The 18130-nt window shown below is 76.9% G+C and carries 9 protein-coding genes; 2 read left to right on the forward strand and 7 right to left on the reverse strand.

What is annotated here, in order from left to right; genetic code table 11:
- Positions 1 to 23 precede the first annotated feature (23 nt).
- Both KBZ10_RS16400 and KBZ10_RS16405 read left to right on the forward strand, forming a co-directional pair.
- Positions 24 to 2519, forward strand: a complete 2496-nt coding sequence (locus tag KBZ10_RS16400; protein ID WP_210988399.1) for a DUF5682 family protein — start codon at positions 24 to 26, stop codon at positions 2517 to 2519.
- Positions 2520 to 2524: 5 nt separating this feature from the next.
- On the forward strand, positions 2525 to 3730 hold the full coding sequence (locus KBZ10_RS16405) for a VWA domain-containing protein (protein ID WP_374223364.1): 1206 nt from the start codon (positions 2525 to 2527) through the stop codon (positions 3728 to 3730).
- A gap of 200 nt (positions 3731 to 3930) precedes the next feature.
- Here KBZ10_RS16405 and KBZ10_RS16410 read toward each other — a convergent pair whose 3' ends face one another.
- From KBZ10_RS16410 to KBZ10_RS16450, 7 genes are all read right to left on the reverse strand, one after another.
- Positions 3931 to 4818 (reverse strand): peptidoglycan-binding protein, encoded by an 888-nt coding sequence (locus KBZ10_RS16410; RefSeq protein ID WP_210988401.1) that lies wholly within the window; start codon positions 4816 to 4818, stop codon positions 3931 to 3933.
- A 266-nt stretch (positions 4819 to 5084) separates the two neighbouring features.
- Positions 5085 to 6836 (reverse strand): DUF6519 domain-containing protein, encoded by a 1752-nt coding sequence (locus KBZ10_RS16415; protein WP_247702484.1) that lies wholly within the window; start codon positions 6834 to 6836, stop codon positions 5085 to 5087.
- Between the two features lie 178 nt (positions 6837 to 7014).
- Positions 7015 to 9369, reverse strand: a complete 2355-nt coding sequence (locus KBZ10_RS16420; protein ID WP_210988402.1) for a hypothetical protein — start codon at positions 9367 to 9369, stop codon at positions 7015 to 7017.
- Entirely contained in the window at positions 9366 to 13508 is a 4143-nt protein-coding gene (locus KBZ10_RS16425) for a putative baseplate assembly protein (protein ID WP_307847481.1), read from the reverse strand. Before KBZ10_RS16425 ends, KBZ10_RS16420 begins: the two co-directional genes overlap by 4 nt.
- Positions 13505 to 17281, reverse strand: coding sequence for a baseplate J/gp47 family protein (locus KBZ10_RS29510; RefSeq protein ID WP_247702485.1), 3777 nt, complete (start codon positions 17279 to 17281; stop codon positions 13505 to 13507). Before KBZ10_RS29510 ends, KBZ10_RS16425 begins: the two co-directional genes overlap by 4 nt.
- The gene (locus KBZ10_RS16445; protein WP_210988403.1) at positions 17278 to 17673 is read right to left on the reverse strand and encodes a GPW/gp25 family protein; all 396 of its coding nucleotides are present in this window, start codon (positions 17671 to 17673) and stop codon (positions 17278 to 17280) included. Before KBZ10_RS16445 ends, KBZ10_RS29510 begins: the two co-directional genes overlap by 4 nt.
- Positions 17670 to 18119 carry a hypothetical protein gene (locus tag KBZ10_RS16450; protein ID WP_307847482.1) on the reverse strand — a complete coding sequence of 150 codons (450 nt, stop codon included), beginning with the start codon at positions 18117 to 18119 and terminating at the stop codon, positions 17670 to 17672. Before KBZ10_RS16450 ends, KBZ10_RS16445 begins: the two co-directional genes overlap by 4 nt.
- Positions 18120 to 18130: the final 11 nt, after the last annotated feature.

Here is an 18130-nt window from a genome sequence, read left to right on the forward strand (position 1 = left end):
CAGCGTCCGGGGGGTGGGGCGCGATGGCACGGCCGGATGAGCCGCTGCTGCTGGGCGTGCGGCACCACGGGCCCGGCTCGGCGCGGGCGGTCCGCGCGGTACTGGACGCGTACGCGCCGCCCGCCGTGCTGATCGAGGGCCCGCCCGAGGCGGACGGGCTCGCCCCGCTCGTGTGCGAGGAGGGCATGCGGCCGCCCGTCGCCCTGCTCGCCCATGTGGCGGGGGAGCCGGCGCGCTCCGCCTTCTGGCCGCTGGCGGAGTTCTCCCCGGAGTGGGTGGCGCTCCGCTGGGCGGTGGAGCGCGGGGTCCCGGTCCGGTTCGTCGACCTCCCGGCGGCCCACGTGCTGGCCTGGGAGGAGGCCGGCGGCGATGCCCCGGCGGACGAGGCGCGGACCGACCCGCTCGCCCTCCTCGCCGGGGCCGCCGGGTACGACGACCCGGAGCGCTGGTGGGAGGACGTCGTTGAGCACCGGTCCGCCGCCCCCCGGGCGGGGGCGGGGCCCGCGACAGACCGGTCCGGCGCGGGAGCGGACGATCCCGGCCCGGCCGGAGCCGCCCCGGGCGGGCCCGCCCCGGCGCCGGGCGATCCGGGGGCCGCGGCGGCGGGGCGCGGTACGGCGTCCGCCGCGGCGCCGGGCGGTGCGGAGGCCGCGCTGGCACCGTTCACCGTGCTCGCGGAGGCGATGGGCGTGCTGCGGGAGGCCCAGGGATCCGGCGGGCACCCCCGCGACCTGGTGCGCGAGGCCCATATGCGGCTCCGGCTGCGGGAGGCCCGGCGGGAGTTCGGGGGCCGGGTGGCCGTGGTGTGCGGAGCCTGGCACGTCCCCGCGCTCGCCGCGCGGACGGCCGTGGCCGCGGACCGGCGGCTGCTCCGCGGACTGCCCCGGGTCAGAGCGGAGATCACCTGGGTGCCCTGGACCCATCGGCGGCTCTCCCGGCACAGCGGCTACGGTGCCGGGATCTCCTCCCCGGGCTGGTACGGGCATCTCTTCCGGTCCCCCGACCGCCCCGTGGAGCGGTGGATGACCAAGGTGGCCCGGCTGCTGCGGGATGAGGACCACCCCGTGTCGTCCGCCGACGTCATCGAGGCGGTGCGGCTCGCCCGCGGCCTCGCGGCGCTCCGCGGCCGGCCGCTCGCGGGGCTCGCCGAGGCGACCGACGCCGTCCGCGCGGTGATGTGCGAGGGCTCCGATGTGCCGCTGGAGCTCGTCGCGCGGCGCCTCGTGGTGGGGGACGCGCTGGGAGCAGTGCCCCGGGCCGCCCCGGCCGTGCCCCTGCAGCGCGATCTCGGCGCGGAGCAGCGCCGGCTGCGGCTCAAGCCGGAGGCGGCGGACCGCGAACTCGGCCTCGATCTGCGCGGGGAGACCGACGCCGGGCGGAGCAGGCTGCTGCATCGGCTGCGGCTCCTCGGCATCGACTGGGGCGAGCCGGTGCGCGGACGCGGCGGCCTGGGGACCTTCCGGGAGACCTGGCGGCTGCGCTGGGAGCCGGAGTTGTCCGTCCGGGTCTCCGAGGCGGGGGTGTGGGGCACCACCGTCCTCTCCGCGGCCACGGCCCGTGCGGAGTCGGCGGCGGTGTCGGCCGCCGCGCTGCCGGAGGTCACGGCCCTGGCCGAGCGGTGCCTGCTGGCCGGGTTGTCCGGCGCGCTGCCGGCCGTCATGCGGGCGCTCGCCGACCGCGCCGCTCTGGACACGGACGTCGGCCGTCTCGCGGAGGCCCTGCCGGCCCTGGCGCGGTCCGTGCGCTACGGGGATGTGCGCGCCACGGACGCCTCGGCGCTGACGGAAGTCGCGGCCGGCCTGGCCGACCGGGTGTTCGTCGGCCTGCCCCCGGCCTGTTCGGGGCTCGACGCGGACGGTGCCGCGGTGATGCGCGGTCATGTGGACGCGGTGCACGCGGCGGTGAGCCTGCTCGCGGGCGCCCCGGCGGGGAGCGGTGGGCCCGGGCGGCCTCCCGGCGCCGCGGCTCCCGCCCCCGGCGCGGGCCTACGGGACCGGTGGGCGGGTGTGCTGCGGAGTCTCGCCGGGCGGGAGACCGCGGCGCCCGGCGTCCGCGGCCGGGCGGTGCGGCTGCTGCTGGACGACGGGCGGCTGGCGGAGGGGGAGGCGGCCCGGCTGATGGGCCTCGCCCTGTCGCCCGGCACTCCGCCCGCGGCCGGTGCCGCCTGGATCGAGGGGTTCGTCGGCGGGGAGTCCGGTGGTCTGCTGCTGGTGCACGACGCGCGGCTGCTCGCCCTCGTCGACGGCTGGCTGACCGGGGTGCCGGACGCCGCGTTCACGCAGGTCCTGCCGCTGCTGCGGCGCACGTTCGCGGCCTATGAGCCCGGGGTGCGGCGCACCCTGGGGGAACTGGTCCGCCGCGGCCCGGCCGCCGGGCGCGGCGGCGCGGAGGGGCCGGCGGCCCCGGGGGCGCCCGGTTTCGGGCCCGGTCTGGACGAGGAGCGGGCCGCGGCGGTCCTCCCGGTCCTGCGGCTGCTGCTCGGTCGCGATCACAACGACCCGATGGAGGTGGCCCGTTGAGCGGGGTGGACGAGGGAACCGCGGGGGCGGCGGCGGCCGTTCCGGTGGGCGGCGAGGAGCGGCTGCGGCGGTGGCGGCTGGCCCTCGGCGGGGACGGAGCCGACGGCACGGGCCACGAACCGGCCGGCCGGGACGCCGCGATGGACCGCGCCCTGTCCGCCCTCTACGGTGGCGGGGGCGCCGGCCCGGACAACGGCGTGGAAGGCGGCGGCCGGGAGGGCGGGCTCGGCGGCTCCGCACCGCGGGCGGCGCGCTGGCTCGGGGACATCCGCACCTACTTCCCCAGCTCCGTCGTGCAGGTGATGCAGCGGGACGCGATCGACCGGCTCGGGCTGTCCGCGCTGCTGCTGGAGCCGGAGATGCTGGAGGCCGTCGAGGCGGACGTCCATCTCGTGGGCACGCTGCTGTCGCTGCACCGGGCCATGCCGGAGACGACGCGGACCACCGCGCGGGCCGTCGTCCGCACGGTGGCCGGCCGGCTGGAGCGGCGGCTGGCCGCGCGGACCCGGTCCGCGGTCACCGGCGCGCTCGACCGGTCCGCCCGCACCAGCCGCCCGCGCCACCGCGACATCGACTGGGACCGCACCGTCCGGGCCAATCTGCGGAACTACCTGCCCGAGTACCGCACCGTCGTACCGGAGCGGCTGGTCGGCCACGGGCGCGCGGCGCACGGGGTGACGAAGGACATCGTGCTGTGCGTGGACCAGTCCGGGTCGATGGCGTCCTCCGTGGTCCACGCCGCCGTCTTCGGCGCCGTACTGGCCTCGCTGCGCTCGGTCTCCACCCGGCTCGTCGTCTTCGACACCTCGGTCGTGGATCTCACCGAGCAGCTGGACGATCCGGTGGACGTGCTGTTCGGCACCCGGCTCGGCGGCGGCACGGACATCAACCGGGCGCTGGCGTACTGCCAGTCCCGCATCACCCGGCCCGCGGAGACCGTCGTCGTGCTCATCAGCGACCTCTACGAGGGCGGGATACGCGGCGAGATGCTGGGGCGGGTGGCCGCGATGAAGAAGTCCGGGGTGCAGTTCGTGGCGCTGCTGGCGCTGTCCGACGAGGGCGCCCCGGCCTACGACCGCGAGCACGCCGCCGCGCTGGCCGCCCTCGGGGCACCGGCGTTCGCCTGCACCCCGGACCTCTTCCCGGAGGTGATGGCCGCGGCCCTCGAGAAGCGTCCGCTGCCCGTCCCGGAGGAGCCGGCCGGGCGGTGACCGGCGGGTGTGGCGACCGCCCGGGCGGGGCCCTGTCAGGTGGGCTCCGCCCGGGCGGCAGTTCATGATTCCATCAACAACCCGCTGCCGAGCGAACGTTGGCCGGATCGCCGCGTACGGTGGCGGGATGCCGTTCCTTTCCGGCCTCCGGCCTCCGGCCGGGGGTCCGGTTGGGCGGTCCCTTCGGCGCCGGGCTCGCGTCAGACGTCGGGCACCTTGAGTTTTCTCCAGCTGGTGGACCCCGGGATGCCGTCCGCGTCGGAGCCGGAGTAGCCCAGCTTCCGCTGCCAGGCGGCGTAGGACTGGCGGTCCGCCTCGGACCAGCGCGGGCCGGGGCCGACCCGGTAGCGCCCGCAGCCCTCGGCGACCAGCCGCTTCCCCATCGCCGTAATGATCTTGCTGTCGCAGCCCGTCCGGAAGAACCCGGCCCCGGGGAAGGGCTCGTGCTGCGGTCGCGGCGGGGGCTTCGGCGAGGTCTTCGGCGGGCCGTCCGGCTTCTCGCCGAGGCGGCGGGCGATCCGGTCCCGCAGGGTGTTCATCGAGAACCCGCGCGGGTCAACCTTCCCCGGCTGCCACTCCAGATGGCCGATCACGGACCGCTGGTTCCAGCCGTGTGCACGGCAGATGGCGGCCGACACCTTCTCGATCGCCAGCTTCTGCGCCTTGGGCCAGGGATCCCTGCCGTCACCGAGGTTGACGCACTCGAAGCCGTAGAAGCGGCGGTTGCCGTCCGTGTCGGCCTCGTTGTCCCGGGGGGGCGCTGTCTCGTTCATGACAGCCCGCAGGACGTCGCCGTCGCCCAGGCCCGCGTGATTCGCCCGGCCGTTCCCGACCAGGTGGACCACGCCGCTCTTGTCGATGACGCCGTGGCAGAGCGGGCCCGGCAGCGAGGAGTGGCCCTCGTAGCAGAGCCGCACCGTGGAGTCGGTCCCCGAGGTCACGGTGTGGTGGATCATCACCCCGTTGACCGGCCCCCAGGGGCCCTTGTGATTGCGGTTGTGCGAGCGCCAACCGCGGTACTCCCGGACCTCCAGTCCTTCGTCGCGCAGCGCCTTCAGCAGGCGGGAGGCGCTCAGGGGCGTTGCCATCGCCGGTACTCCTCTCGTTCGTCCACCGGCTCCCGGACACCCGGGCCCGGTGCGGGTGTGGTTCACCGCCCGCCGCGCACGGCTCCGCGGGTCGCGGAACCGTGCGCGGTCCTCCGTCGGCGCGGCACGCCTCACCAGGCGGTACGCCTCCGCATGCGGTTCGGCTCATGGATCGTTCGATGGAATGGCTCACGTCCGGTACCCCGAACGGGCCGTCCGGGGCCGGGGGCCGGGGCCGGGGGGAGCGCGTCCGCCGCCCGGGCCGGTCAGTTCTCCGCCGCCGCCCCGCCCCCTTCGCCGCTCTCCTCCTCCGAGGCCGGGGCCGAGCCGGAACCCGTGCCCGAGCCGCCCGGTGCGGACGCCGACGCGGGACGCCGCCGCGCCGCGGCCCGGGTCCCCGTGCCGGAGCCGCCGGAGCCGCCGGAGCCGCCGGAGCCGCCGGAGGAGCCGGACGCGGCGGAGGACCGGCCGCCCTCTTCCTCCCCCTCGCCGTCACCGGCCCGTGCCTCCGCCGCGGCCTTCTCCGCGGCCTTCGCCTCCGCCTCGGCCCGCGCCTCGGCCGCCAGTTCGGCCTCGCTCGCCGGCGGCACCGGAACGCCCAGCGGTCCGAAGACCCTGCGCAGATCCGCGATCGTCCCCTCGCCCGTCACCCAGCCCAGCGGCGCGTAGTGCACGCTGATCCCGGCGGGCGGCCGCAGCAGCGGCTTGCGCGCGGCGTTCACGGGCCACTCGACCGAGCCCGTGGCCGTACGGGCCGGGACGATCCAGTGGTCGCCGGACCGGTACCGGCCGCCGGCCTCGAAGTACACCTCGACACCGTCCTCCAGGGGCAGCCAGCGGCCCTCCTCGATCCGCGCCGCGCCGCCGCGGAAGCGTCCCGCGGCGCCCTTCCGGCCGCGCGCGGAGCCCTCCTTCTGGTCCCAGCGCCGCAGGAACGGGTGCAGCTCCGGCCGCCGTCCGACGCGCGGGTCCGGCTCGCCGGACAGCCGCACCCGCCGGCCCGGCAGGTCCAGCTCCTCCACCCGCAGCAGCGGCAGGGGTTCACCGCGGCTCGCGGAGGCGGTGTCCGCGAACTCGACCCAGTCGCCCACGTTCAGGTCCAGCTTGTCGTCGCTGCCCAGGGAGGCCAGTTCCACCCAGGTGCCGTCGAGTTCGTCGACGGGGAACAGCACGGAGCCGTTCTCCCGCGACCACTTGAACGTCGCCTCACCGTCCGCGCCGCCCTCGTGGATCTCCACCCGGTAGAGCTGGTTCTCCGGCCCCCGGTACCGGGCGTCCGGCGCGACCAGGCAGGGGTCCTCGTCCGCCCGGGCCGGCCGCTCGCTCCGCGCCGCCAGCCGGGAACGGCCCGCGCGTTCGTTCTCCACCCAGGTGCGGAAGGCCTCCCGGACGGCCGGCTTGTCCGGGTCCTCGCCCAGGTCGCCCAGCGCCGAACCCTCCAGCGGCAGCACCTGCCAGACGACCCTGGCGCGGGCCGCGGTGTCCGGCATGGCGGAGCCGAGGGCGACCTCGCGCAGCTCCGGGTCCTCGGCCGCGCTCACCGAGCGCTCCCACACCTTCAGGTACATGAGGTACGGGTAGCGGCCGGGCAGCCGGTCCTCGGGGCGCTCCGGGTCCCGGAAGCCGTCCGGCTGGTCCCAGTAGGTCCAGGTGGCGGGCGTCTCCGGTTCGGCCGTCCCGCCGCCGTCCGGGCCGTCCCCCGCGTCGTCGCCGACGGCGTCGCCCGGGCGCGGCCGGTCCGCGTCGCAGAGGATGCCGTCGACGTAGTAGCGGCCGCCGCCGATCGTCAGATCGTCCAGGTCGCGGCTGCCGGTCAGCGGGCCGACGGCGAAACCGGCGGCACCGGCCGGTCCGCCGTCCGGGCCGATCAGGTCGCGGGCGGTGGTGCGGGCCAGGTGGAGCTGGATGGCGGTCTGCTCGTTGGCGTCGGCGTCGAGCTGGACCCGGCCCTGCTGGGCGATCACGGCCGAGTAGTGGCGCTCCGGGCGGAAGGTGGAGCGGGAGATGTCTGCGTACATGAAGGGGTCCCCCTCGGAAGGTTCGGCGGCCGGGCGGGGCGCGGTTCCCCGCGGCCTCCGCCGGCTCTGGTGGCTCGGGCGGATCTGTGGATCTCTCGCTGATCGGTGGCGGTGCGGTGCGGTGCCGGTGGCGGTGCGGTGCCGGTGCGCCGGCGGTCACGGGACCGCCGGCCGGTGATCAGGTGACGGTGATGATCCCGGCGTCGGTGTCCGCGGGCGCGTACTCGGCCAGCCGGGCCCGCAGGCTGTCCATCCGCTGCGGCTCGTACAGGTCGTGGAAGACGCCCATCTCGGAGCCGTCGTCGGCGCCCCGGCGGATCTCCTCGGCGCAGGCCGCGGCCAGCCGCGCGTACGCCGGGGCGCCGTACCGCTCGCTCTCGAACAGCGGCCGCACCCGCCCCGCCTCCTCCGGGCCGGCCAGGTCCGGCTGGCAGCGGTGGCGGCGGGGCGTGCGGGAGCCGGGCGGGACGTAGCTGTACCGCAGGCAGCCGATGCCGCGCCGCGCCACGTGCATCCGCCCGGTGAAGACGCTGTTCTCCGCGATCCGCACGGCATGGGTGTGGACCTCGCCGATGACCGTGCTGCGGTGCGCGTGCAGCACGGCGTGGGCGTGCCGGCAGTCCGGGGCGGAGAGCGCGGGCAGGGTGTGGCCGGTGGCGTCCAGGACGCTGTCCCGGAGGTGGACGGCCGGCGGGTCGGTGCTCACCTCGTCCCCGATGACCTCGATGGTGCCGAGGACGCTCCGCTCGATCTGCAGGCAGGCGGTGGTGCGTTCGAGGACGATGCTGGGCTCCTCGGGGGAGGCCGGTTCGCAGTCCGGCTCCAGGGACCAGCCGGGCACCAGGGTGCAGTGACGCAGGACGACCGTGCCGACCGGCCCGGTGACGTTGATGCCGCGGCCCGCGATCAGCAGGCCGTCGAGGACGATCCGGGAGGGCTCGCGGTACGGGCAGCCGGGGCGGTGGTGCCGGCCGGGCGGTTCGGCCGGGCTGCCGCCCGTGCCGCCCGTGTTGCCCGTGCCGCCCGCCTCGCCCGTTTCCGTCGTTCCTCCGGCCCCCGTGCCGCGGGCCGCCGGCCCGCCCGCCGCCCCGTTCCCCGCGTGGTCCCCGTCCTCGGGGCAGCCGCAGCCGCCGTGCGCGCGGATGTTGAGCGCGTCCGGCCGGTTGCTGTACCAGTCGAGGAGCCGGATCACGGGCCGGGTGCCCTCGGCCGCGCGGACCTCCAGCCGGTCGCCCGGGCTCAGGTCGAAGTCGAGCTGTTCCTGGTAGGCGCCGCTGTGGGTGATCTCGATGACGCCCTCGGGGCCGGTGCCGCCCTCCCGCCGGTCCTGCCGCCACCGCTCGTACGCGTCCATGATGCGCAGGAAGCTCTGGCCGGGCCCGACCCGGTAGACCTTCGCCGTCGCCGGGGTGTCGCGGTCCCGGTCGTACTCGCCGCCGCCCAGGTCGTCACCGAAGGCGTAGTGGTAGCTCACCCACACCCCGCGCCGGGGCGCGGAGCGGGAGCCGAACGCGATCCTGCCGAGCTCCGGGTCCACGGCCACCTGCCCGCGCCGCGGCCGGTAGCGCCAGTCCGTCAGGTCCGCCACGACGATGTCCGACAGCGGCACCGGCTCCTCCCGGCCGTCCCGGTGGATCTCCAGGCTCTTGCCGGGCCCGTAGTAGTCGGCGAGCCGGTCCGCGAACTGCCGGCGCCGGATGTACGCCGGGACGTTGTCGACGGCCGCGACGTGCGCGGCGGACGGCTCGGGCTCCGGCTTGGTCACCAGCCGGGTGTCGTTGCCGAGGATCGAGAAGGTGTAGAGGTTCCGGGCCCGGTCGACGCAGTACGCGGGTGCGTCCGTCACCGGGTACGGCCGCAGCCGCCACACGAACAGGCCGACCCCGGCCGGGGTCAGGCCGCCCTGCCTGCGGGCCGAGCCCGCGCGCCGGACGTCCGCGGAGCGCGCCACCGTGCCGAACGGGCCGCCCGCCAGGTCCAGTTCCGCGGAGTCCCGCAGATCGGCGCTCCGGCCGCGGCCGGAACGCCGGGCGCGCACCGCCGCCGTCTCCGGCCCGTACAGCCGGACGGGCTGCAGGCCGGAGACGAGCCGGGAGAACTCCACGGCGCGCGCGGGCCAGCCGGCGACCGACTGCGCCAGCTCCTCCAGCAGCGGCAGCGTGCCCTTGCGGCGCCGGTTGGCGACCGTGGCGGCCACCTCCCGGCGCGGTGAGAGCGCCGCGGCCAGCCGCCGCCGGGAGAGGTCCGGCCGGCCGCCGTCCCCGGGGCCGGTGGCGAGCAGGTGTTCGTAGCCGGGCAGGGGGCGGTGGCCCACCAGATCGCCGAGGTAGGGCAGCACCCACTCGGCGGCCGTCTCCACGAACCAGTCGTCGTATTGCTGTTCGACACCGCTGCGCACCAGGTCGACCTGTTCGGCGATCACCGCGAGCAGCGCGCGCAGCGGCTCACCGCCCGGCCCCTCGCCCTGCTCGGCGTCCCGCAGCCGGTGCCACTGCGGAAGGAGATCCGCGAGCCCGTCCGGTTCCCTGCTCATCGGGTGACCTCCGTAAGAATCAGCGTGTCCGGGACCTCGGGTGACAGCAGCGCCAGCTGGGCGGGGCGCACGCCGCGGAAGACGAGCACCGAGCGGCCCCTCGGCAGCCGCCCGACGCCGCCGATGTCCGGGTTGAGGCGCAGCAGTTCGGCCAGGGAGATGCCGTGGCGGGCGGCGACCTCGGTGAGGGTCTCGCCCGCCTCGGCCGTCACCCGGTACGTCGTCTCGTCGTACTCGGCCTGCCGGGCGGGCACCACGGGCCGCGGCACGCCGGGGTCCGCCGGGGGCGCCGGGGTGTCCGGTCCGGCGGTGGTGACGGGCACGCCGGTGAAGACGTCCACGTCCAGGTGGGCGACGCCGGGCACGGTGTGGGCCGTGGCCAGCACCTCGGAGAGCAGCGCCGGCTGCCCCAGCTCGCGGCCGGGGTAGCCGAGCCGGCGCAGCAGGGCCTGCCGCAGCCGGGGTTCGACGGTCTCCCAGGAGTGGTCCGGCGCCACCTTCACCTGCGCCGCCAGCAGCAGCACGACCAGCTCCCGCACGTCGACGCGGACGGGCAGTCGCGGGTCGCCGTGCTCGGCGAGCGCCGAGCGCAGCGCCCGCAGGGTGTCCGAGTCGGGGCCGATGGGTACGTCGTCCACCCCGGCCACGGTCACCTGGACCACCCGGCGCCGCCCGTCGAAGAGTTCGCGGGCGGAGGCCCGGCCGATGCCGGCGCGGGAGCGGGCGAAGTCCTCGTAGTCCGGGAGGGAGACCAGCCGGTCCAGCGCGGAGACCGCCAGCGGGACGGTGCGGCGGGTGAGGCCCGGCCCGTCGCCCGCCGCGCCGCCGGTGGCGGGCAGCGGGTTGGTGACACCGGTGACGCCGAGGGGACGGGTGACGGCCTGGGTGACGCGGCCCGCGGGAAGGTTGGCCGGCACCTCCGTGCCGCCGGGCCCCTCCGTGCCGTGGCGGTAGCGGGCGCGGACGTTGTCGTGCCCGGTGGGCAGCCGCGCGCCGTTCACCCCGTCCCCGAACGTCACCGCCGGACGGCCGTCCGCGCCGGCGCCCAGCACGTAGACGCGTTCGCGCGGGCCGCGTCCGGCGAGGCTGTCCACCCGGTGCCACAGCAGCCCGTCCACCCGCACCTCCAGGGCCGGTACGGCCCCCAGCGCGTTGCCGGAGGGCAGCCAGGTGAGCGGGGCGCGCCAGAGCGTGAACGTCTGGTTGGCGCGGGTGGTGTCGCCGCTGCCGATGGGCTCGTCGCGGCTCTCGCCGTGCGACGCGGGCACGACGTTGCCCAGCACGCGGACGGTGTCGCGGTGGTAGCGGTGGGCCAGATCGGCGGTGAGCGTCAGCACCGTGTGGACGTGGTCGCCGGGCAGCTCCGGATCGAGCCGCTGCTCGACGTCGGCGATCACCGCGAGCTCGGTGGCGCGCAGCCCGGCGACGCCGGGGATGTCGCTGCGCTCCCCGGTGACGACGATGCGGCGGCCTGGGGCCAGCCCGTCGTGCAGATCGCCGAGTTCGAGTTCGTTGCCGTGCACGTCCTCGCCCAGCGGCTCGTCCGCCATCCGCAGCGGCTCGCCGCCCGCGTGCACCGTGGTGTCCCGGATGTGCGAGAGCAGCACGTCCTGGTCGTCCAGCCACGGGTCGGCGAGCGTGAGTTCGGTGCCGCGCCCGGTGATGCCGTAGTTGGCGTACGCGACGGTGCGCACGGCCGTGACCCGGGTGATGACGCGGCGGAGCGCCGGGTCGCCCGGGATCTCGTCCGGGGTGCCCTTGCGGGGGCGCTCGACGGCGACCCAGCTGCCGACCGTGAGGGAGTCGTGCACGGTGTCGAGCGGCAGCACGCAGCGGTTGGGCGCCGAGGGGACGGTGGCGATACCGATCTCCACGCTGTGCTGCTCGCTGGCCGTGGAACGGCGGACGTAGATCTCGTAGCCGCCGACGGTCTCCTGCCGGCGCTCGCCGGGCGCGAGCCGCCAGTCGTGGCTGCCGCCGTCCGCGACGGACACATGGATGGTGCCGTCCTCGGCCGGGCGGGACACGAACAGCGTCCGCTCCGGCAGGTCCGCCAGCAACTGGGCGGTCACGCCCGGCTCCTGCGGCTCCGTGCCGGACGCCGTCCGCCGGCCGGTGCGGCCGCTCTCCTGCCCCTGGGGGCTCTGGGCGGAGAGGACGACCGTGCCGGGGCCCAGGTCGAACGTCAGCTCGTTCGGGAGGTTCTCGCTGCGCTGCCAGGAGGCGTCCAGCTGGGCGTGGACGAACTCCGCCTTCACGGGCACCTTGCCGGCCGTGTCGAACACGACGCGCATGGTGGTCAGCGCGGAGCCGGTCAGCGGCCAGTCGGACTGCCGGATGATCCGGCCGCGCTCGTCCTGCACGGGCTTGAGCGGGGCCGTGGCCCCGAACGGCGCGGCCGTCACCCGCATCGCCAGCAGATCGCGCAGCACGGCGGGGCCGGGTACGGGGACGGCGGCGGCCGTCCCCGTGGCGGCGGCGGCCGGAGTGGCGCTGCGCCAGGCCGCGTACAGGTCGCCGCCGTCCAGCCGCGGGTCCAGCGCGGTCAGCAGCCGGGCGCCGAAGCCCGACTCCGGGCCGAAGAGGCTCCGGGGGTCGCGGGCGGCCGCGGTGGCGCGGGGGGCGGCCGGCGGGCGGACGGGGTGCGAGCGGAGGGCGGGGAGCAGCGCCCCGAGCGTGCGGAGGGCGGCCGGGGCCTGTGCGCCCTGCCCGGGGCTGTGCCGGTTTCCCGCGCCGGGCGGGGCGGCCGGGGCTGTCGCGCGTCCGCCGCGGTCCGTGCCGTCCGTGCGGTCCGTGCCGTCCGTGCCGTCCGTGCGGTCCGTGCGGTCCGCGGTGCCCCTTTCCCTCTCCGGCTCCCTCTCCGGCTCCGGCTCCAGGACGCGTCCGTCGAAGGCGGCGTCCTCGGCGGCCGAGCGGCCCGGGCCCAGTTCGACCGCCCGTTCCCGCAGCTCGGCCAGCACGGCCGCCAGCCGCTCGAACCAGGCGGCCACGTGCTCGTACGGCCCGGCGATGATCTCCGCCTCGGCCAGCCGGTCGAGGGGCTCCGCCAGCCGGTGCGCGAACTCCTCGGGTGAGGTGATGCCGTCCAGGTCCTCGCGGAGCGGAGCCAGCACCCGTGCGTCGAAGTCCTCGACCAGCCGGCTGACCGGGCGCGGATTCGGGTGCTCCGGGCTCGGCTCCGCCGGCTCCTCCGGGTCTTCCGGGCCGGCCGGTTCCGTGATCCACCGGCGGAGTTCGGTCAGCAGCTCGAACAGGCTCGGCGGCGCCGACCGCGGCAGGGCGACCGCCGTCACGCCGTCCTCCCGGTCGACGCGCAGCCGCGCGACCGGCAGCAGCAGCCGCTGCCCGGCGCCCGGTGCCCCGCTCCCGTCCCCGCCCGTGCCGCCGCCCCCGCCTCCGCCTCCGCCGAAGAGGAACAGCAGCCGGTCACCGAGGTGCAGACCGGTGTCCGTCCCGGCGACGTACAGCTCGGAGCGCCGGGCCAGATCCTCCGGGGTCAGCAGGGCCGGGCGGCGGCGCCGCACTCCCAGCTCGTTCCAGGACCGGCGGGCGGTCAGCTCCTCGTCCGTCTCGAAGGTGTGCGGCTCCTCCTGCGACACGGCGGGCACGCTGTGGCTGCGCGCGCCGCGCGGGATCAGCACGGGGATGTCCTCCCCGGAGCGCGGGTCGCGGTCCACCGTGTACGCGAGATGCGTGTCCGCGGCGATCCCGGGCCGCGGCCGGTGGCCCACCAGCCGGCCCAGCAGCGCCAGGGAGTGCTGCTCGCGGGCGGTGCGCAGATAGCCCTCGTCGGCGATCCGCTCGGAGTGGAACGTCAGCAGGTCGCCGAGGACGGCCCAGGCGTCCAGCAGGGCGACCGCCGGATCGTCCGGGGTGCGGACGGTCAGCCGGCGCAGCGCCGGATAGGCGGGTGAGGCGAGCCGGTCGAGCATGGCGGCCAGGAAGGAGCCGTACTCGCCGACCCGGTAGTCGAGGGCCGGGCGGCCCGGTGGATTGTGCACGGCGGCCGCCGCGCGGCGCTCGTCGTGCCCGCCGCTGCCACAGCCGCTGCCACATCCGCTGTCGCAGCCGCAGCCGCAGCCGCCGTTCGCGCCGCAGCCGCGGCCCGTGGTGGTCGTGTCGGTCGGTTCGATGGTCACTGTCCGCCCCCGAACTCCAGCTCCAGCCGGCCGTTCTCGGGCCGGTCCGGGTCGTTGTCGCACTGTGCGATCTCCAGCGGGCCGAGCCGCAGCACGCCCTCGTCCAGGGCGGGGTCGCGTACCCCGCCCGAGTCGCTCGCGTGGTCGTCGCCGGTGTCGCCGCTGCCGCCGTCGCCGTCGCCGTCGCCGTCGCTGTCGCCACCGGAGCGGGCGCCCGCGTCGAAGAGCCGCCGCAGCCTGGTGACGTGCACGCTCCGCACGCCGGGCACCGCCGCCGCCACGGCCACCAGCCGGCTCAGCCGCACCGGCTCCCCGAAGCCAAGGGCGTCGGGGTGGAAGAAGCCGAGCCGGCCGTCGGGCAGGACCCGGCAGCCGAGGACCCGGTGCAGCTCGGCCAGGACCGGGCCGTGCTGCTGCCCCGGTGCCGCGCAGACGGTCAGCGCGATGTCGAGCGGCACGGTCCGCGCCGGGACGACCACCACGTCGTGGCCGATCCGGCGGTAGCCCTCCAGATGCCGCGCCACCGCGTCCAGCAGCTCCGCGGACGGCTGACCGGTGCCGAGGGCGTCCACGGCGACATGCGCCTCCTGCGTGCTGCCGGTCCAGCGCATCTCCGCCGCCGCCCGCTGCACTCCCGGGACGGCGGACGCCAGTTCGGCGTAGTCGGCGGCCGTCACGGCGCGCAGCCGGGTACGCCTGAGGGCCAGCGGCGCCAGCCGGCGCACCTGTTCGACCGGCTCGGGGTCGGTGCCGCCGGTCGCGGGCAGCGGATTGCGCACCCGGATCACCGGGAAGCCGCGCCCGGCGCGGGCACCGGCCTCGCCGGCCTCGCTCGCCTCGCCGGTCTCCCGGGCCTCCCCGGACTCCGGGCCCGCCTCCGCGCCGTGCTCCGGTTCCCCGGATCCGCCCGGCGCCGCAGGGGCCACCGGCCGGCCCGTATCCCCGTACGGGTCCCAGCCGCGGTACGGGTCCCAGCCGCGGTACGGGTCCCAGCCGCCGTACGGATCCCAGCCGCCGTACGGATCCCACCCGGTGTACGGGTCCCACCCGCCGTACGGGCCCGGGTCCTCCGCGTCGTCGTCCGGCGGCCCGCACAGCACCAGCCGGTTGACGGCCTCCGCGCCGACGTTGCCCGCCGTGCCGCCGCCCAGCCGGTAGCGCAGCTCCAGCGTGGTCCCGGGCTCCGGGGCGGCGCCGTGGACACCGTCGCCGAAGCGCAGCGCGAGACGGCCGTCGTCCTCCGGTTCGCCGGTGAAGTGCCGGTCCCGGGACCCGCTGCCCAGCAGGTCCCGCCGGGGCTCCCACACGCGGGTGCCGTCCGGGGTCCGCTCCAGCACCCGTACCGCCGGGAGCGCCGCCCGCGGGTCCTGGCGGAGCGACGCGGCGGCCGGACCGGCCAGCACCGGGTCCTCCGGGTCGAGCCCGGCCGCGTACGGCGGGCCCCAGCAGTGCGCGATCTCCCAGGCGGTGCGCCGGTCCAGCACCGTGCCCGCGCGGGCACGGGCCGCCAGCACCTCCAGCCGGCGCTTCTTGCGGGCCAGCAACCGGTCGCTGCGGACCAGCAGTTCGCGCAGCGCGCGCCGCGGGTGGACGCGCAGCTCCAGCCGCTCCAGCACCCCCAGCCCGAACAGCACAGCCAGTTCGGCCGTCTCCCGATCGGACAGCCCGTCGCGGTCACGGGCGCTGCGCCACAGCTCCACCAGCCGCTGCCGCACCCGCTCCGGGACGGCCGCCAGCCGCTCCGCCTGCCCGGCGGCGACGAGGCGCGGCTCGGGGAACGGCACGGCCTGGACGACGGGGAAGCGGTCGAGGACCGGCCGGAAGCGCGGCACGATGCCCGGGTACACGGACTGCGCCAGCAGCGTGCGCAGGGCCGCCGCCTGGGCGTGCGCGGTGTCGGGCACGGCCTCCTCGCGCCGGCCCTCGCCCGTGATCCCCAGCCCGGCCCGCGCGGCGGCGTCCTCGCCGAAGGCGGTGAACAGCTCCCGGACGTGCGCGGGTGTGAGCAGCCGCCCGCTGTCGGCGAGATCGAGCAGCGCGGCGGCGAGCCGGGCCGGTTCGTTGCCGCCCGCGCGGTCCGGGCAGCCGAAGGCGGGCGGCTCGCACCGCGGCGGCACGGCCGGCACCGGAGGCACGGTGACGTGCTCCGGCTCGCCGTCGCAGACATCGCCGAAGGAGAGCGACCGGCCGTGGTCGACCAGGACGATGTTGCCGCGCGCGACGCTCACGTCCGGGACCGGCTCACAGCGTGTGCCGCCGGTGGTGGAGAGGCGGAGCGGGAAGCGCAGGGCGTCCTCGCGGGCCCAGGTGATCTCCAGGACCGGCTGTCCGCACAGCCGGTCGACGGCCGGGGTGACGGAGGTCAGGCGCACGGCCTGCCGGTGCGCCGGGTCGGCGTCGCCGGGGGTGCCGGAGCGGGGGCCGCGCACCTCCTCGAACACCAGCAGGTCGCCGGGGGCGAGGTCGAGCAGGCGCCGCCGGGGGCGCCCGTGGCCGTGGTGGCCGCGACCGTCCCCGGGGCCGCGTTCGTCCCCGGCCCCGCGTCCGTCCCTGTCCCCGGCCCCGCGGCCGCGGTCGCGGCCGCCGGCGGCACTGTGCCCCCGGTTGCCGTCTCCGTGGCGGTCGTCCCCGTGCCGGTCCTCCCCGTGGCCGTCGTTCCCGTCGTTCCCGTCGTTCCCGTCGTGCGGGCCGTGCTCCCGGTGCGCCCACGCGTCGCGCAGGGTGGCCGACGTGGCTCCCTTCGGCAACGAGCACTGCTCGCCGCCCCAGGTCCAGAAGCGGATGGCGTTGTGCTCGGGCCGCAGCCGCAGCGGCTTCGGCTCCACCGGCTCGAAGACCTCCACCCCGGCGCGCTCGTCCAGCTCCGCCAGTTCGTGGTCCGCGAGGACGGTGCCGGGCCGCGCGCCGTGCCGGTCGCGCGGACCGCGGTCGCGGAGGTCGACGGAGGCGAAGCGGAAGCTGCCGGGCGGCAGCGCCAGTGGCCGTGCCACCTCCACGGCCACATGGGCGCGGGCGTTGCAGCCGTCGTGCATCGGATAGTCGACCAGCCGGACGTGGCGGCGCACCGACACCCGCCGGCGCGCCGTGTCCAGATAGGCCTCGGTCGCGACCGCGTCCTGCTGGTAACTGATCAAGTCGGCCGTGTGCGCCAGCAGTTCGACCAGCGTGACCCCGAGGTCCGGGGCGTGCCGCTCCACCCAGCCGGGCGAGGTCAGCGCCAGCCGGTCCAGGACGACCTGCCGCAGGGTGTCGTAGTCCCGCGCCGTGTAGTCGATGACCGGGGCGGGCCTGAAGGTGGGCGGGCAGTCCGGCTGCTCGTCCGCGCAGTCGAACGGTGTGGGGCAGTCCGGCCGGAAGAAGAAGTCCACCGCGTGGTACCGCTGGTCGAAGCCGCGGTACGGCTCGGTGCCCGGACGCCCGTACGGGTCCGTCTCGACCACGGACAGCCGGTAGCGGGAGGTGTCACCGGCCTTGTCGACGGTGACGTACAGCCGGTCGTCCAGCTCCGGGTCGTCCTCCCGCTCGACTTCCACCTCCAGCGCCTCGATGCCGGTGACGCGCCGGCCGCCGTCGATGCGCACGTTCTCCGGGCACAGGCCGCGCGGGGCCTTGCCGAGGAAGGTGACGGTCAGGGTGCGGCCGTCGTCGCTCACCTCGACCGCGTCCACCCCGTTCAGCTCGGCCCGGCGCACCGCGCCGCGCCTGCCGTCGCCCCGGCACACCAGTGCGGTGCCGGGGCCGCCGGCCGTCGGTTCCCTGTCCGGCCCGCTCATGCGGCGCCCCTCCCCTCGAACACGTCCTCGCGGCGGTCCGCGGTGGCGCGCACCACGTACCGCAGATGGACGCGGACGACGCTCTCCTCGCTCTCCACGTCCACGTCCTCCACCTCGATCAGATCCCCCAGCCAGCGCTGCAGCGCGGCCTGTACGGACAGCTCCAGCGCGGACGCCAGTTCGGGGCTGCTGGGGGTGAACACCAGATCGAGCAGCCCGCAGCCGAAGTCGGGGCGCATCACGCGCTCGCCCGGGCTGGTGAACAGCAACTGCTCGATCAGATCGCGCACATGGTCGTCGTACGACGCGGCGCGGGCCGTGCGCCCCCGGCCGTCGATCCGGAACGGGAACGCGATGTCCTTCCGCGCGGTCCCCGCCGTCCTCGCCCTCATCGGCACTCCACCCCTCGCTGTGCGGTTCCGGGTCCCGGGCCGGCCACGACCGGCGCGCCCTGCGGGAGCAGGGCGTCGCTGAGGCACTGCGCCCCCGCGGCCGCGGTGTCCAGCAGCACCGGCGCCCCGTCGACGGTCACGGCGCCCCGGCAGCCGCCGCCCGCGCTCCAGCGGACGCTGGTGCACGGCGAGGGCCGGCCGTCGACGATGTGCCCGCAGCCGCTGACCGTGTGGACGTCCGCCGCGGTCATCAGCGGCAGCCCGTCCAGCCGCACCGCGGACGCGGCGTACGCCCCCGAGCCGGCGGCGGAGGCGGCCGCGACCCGGCCGCCGTGCGGGCAGCGCAGCTCCGCCCCCGTGTGGACGGGGCTCCCGGGACGCCCGTGGCCGCCGCTCCCGTGATCCCACCGGCCCCCGCGGCCCCCGCTTCCGTAACTCCTGGACACGACGTCCCTCC

Source organism: Streptomyces sp. F63 (genome assembly GCF_018070345.1).
GTDB lineage: Bacteria > Actinomycetota > Actinomycetes > Streptomycetales > Streptomycetaceae > Streptomyces.

Excerpts from the sequence above, each read along its gene's own strand:
- KBZ10_RS16420 (WP_210988402.1), bottom strand. The coding sequence starts at position 9,369 with ATGAGCAGGGAACCGGACGGGCTCGCGGATCTCCTTCCGCAGTGGCAC.
- KBZ10_RS16410 (WP_210988401.1), bottom strand. The coding sequence starts at position 4,818 with ATGGCAACGCCCCTGAGCGCCTCCCGCCTGCTGAAGGCGCTGCGCGAC.
- KBZ10_RS29510 (WP_247702485.1), bottom strand. The coding sequence starts at position 17,281 with ATGAGCGGGCCGGACAGGGAACCGACGGCCGGCGGCCCCGGCACCGCA.
- KBZ10_RS16400 (WP_210988399.1), top strand. The coding sequence starts at position 24 with ATGGCACGGCCGGATGAGCCGCTGCTGCTGGGCGTGCGGCACCACGGG.
- KBZ10_RS16415 (WP_247702484.1), bottom strand. The coding sequence starts at position 6,836 with ATGTACGCAGACATCTCCCGCTCCACCTTCCGCCCGGAGCGCCACTAC.
- KBZ10_RS16445 (WP_210988403.1), bottom strand. The coding sequence starts at position 17,673 with ATGAGGGCGAGGACGGCGGGGACCGCGCGGAAGGACATCGCGTTCCCG.